The organism is Pseudoalteromonas sp. TB25 (assembly GCF_000497995.1).
Taxonomy (GTDB): domain Bacteria; phylum Pseudomonadota; class Gammaproteobacteria; order Enterobacterales; family Alteromonadaceae; genus Pseudoalteromonas; species Pseudoalteromonas distincta.
The window spans coordinates 1-1,169 of sequence record NZ_AUTI01000304.1 but is presented as its reverse complement, the minus strand read 5'-3'; the positions used below and the strand labels follow the sequence as shown (position 1 = coordinate 1,169).

Genomic DNA, 1,169 nt, shown 5'->3' with positions numbered 1-1,169 from the left:
CTATTGCTAAGCGCCCTATTCCGGCGGGCGCCATTTTAACTGCATTATTTTGTATTATTGCTGGTTTATGGGGTTACCCTATGGATTTAGCCATTTGGCAGCCTGTACTCTGCGTAGCGCTTATTGTGGGTGTGTTTATTCCGCTACTTGAAGCTGGCATGGAAATGACACGCGAAGGCAAAACAACGCAATCAGCCGCTATTGTGGTGTTTGCCTCAACCTTGGTTAATCCGGCTTTTGGTTGGTCGCTTACTATGCTACTTGATAACTTAGGGCTTATTGGCTGCAAAGAGCGCAGCGCTGAGCTAACTAAAATGAGCCGCTGGGTGATTCCACTTATTATGTTTGTGCTACTTACCACTGTAATGGCAATTGTAGGCATGTTGCCTGGTATACCTGCGTTAATGGCTGACTTTAGGCATTAAGTCCTAGGTACAGATCCTAATATTTACCCACAAAAAAGCACGGCAATTGCCGTGCTTTTTAATACGTAACTTTACAATATACAGATTAAACAATTACTGCCAAGGGCGCTCAGCTGCTAGTTGTTTTTCAAACGTATCAATCTGTGGGTTTAGCGTTTCGGTTACACCAATAAAGTCTAAGCCACTCAATAAGCGCTCTTTTACTTCTTTACTAATATCAAAACTAATCGGTGAAAACTTACTGCTTGTTAGTGTTTGATTTTCAAGATCGATTTCAATGTTAATATCGTCGTGCTGCTCGCTAAGTACAAACAATTGCTCAAGCGTATCGGCAGGTAACGCTATGGCTAACATTTGGTTGTTGCCACAGTTATTAAAGAAAATATCTGCAAAGCTTTCAGCTAAAATAACTTCAAAACCATATTGCTTAAGCGCCCATGGCGCGTGCTCACGAGATGAGCCACAACCAAAGTTATCACGCGTTAATAATATTTGCGCGCCTTGGTAGCATGGGCGATTTAAAATAAAGTCAGGGTTTGGCTCGTCGTTATCTAGGTAACGCCAATCATAAAACAATGCCGCATCAAAACCTTCGCGGCTAGTTGATGTTAAAAATTGCTTAGGAATAATTTGGTCAGTATCTACATTGTTTTTATCAAGTGGGGCCATTAAACCACTAAAAAATACGCTCATTAGGCTTCTCCTCTAATATCAACAAAGTGACCATGTATTGCAGCAGCTGCC

At 41.7% G+C, this 1,169-nt stretch carries 2 protein-coding genes; one reads left to right on the top strand and one right to left on the bottom strand.

Annotated elements, in window-relative coordinates:
- On the top strand, positions 1-425 hold a 425-nt coding region (locus L652_RS0111275; protein ID WP_029770270.1), incomplete at its 5' end, for a DUF3360 family protein.
- Between the two features lie 93 nt (positions 426-518).
- On the opposite strand, the gene leuD is transcribed toward L652_RS0111275, so the two are convergent.
- Positions 519-1,118, bottom strand: a complete 600-nt coding sequence (leuD, locus tag L652_RS0111270) for a 3-isopropylmalate dehydratase small subunit (protein ID WP_024597046.1) — start codon at positions 1,116-1,118, stop codon at positions 519-521.
- Between the last annotated feature and the right edge of the window lie 51 nt (positions 1,119-1,169).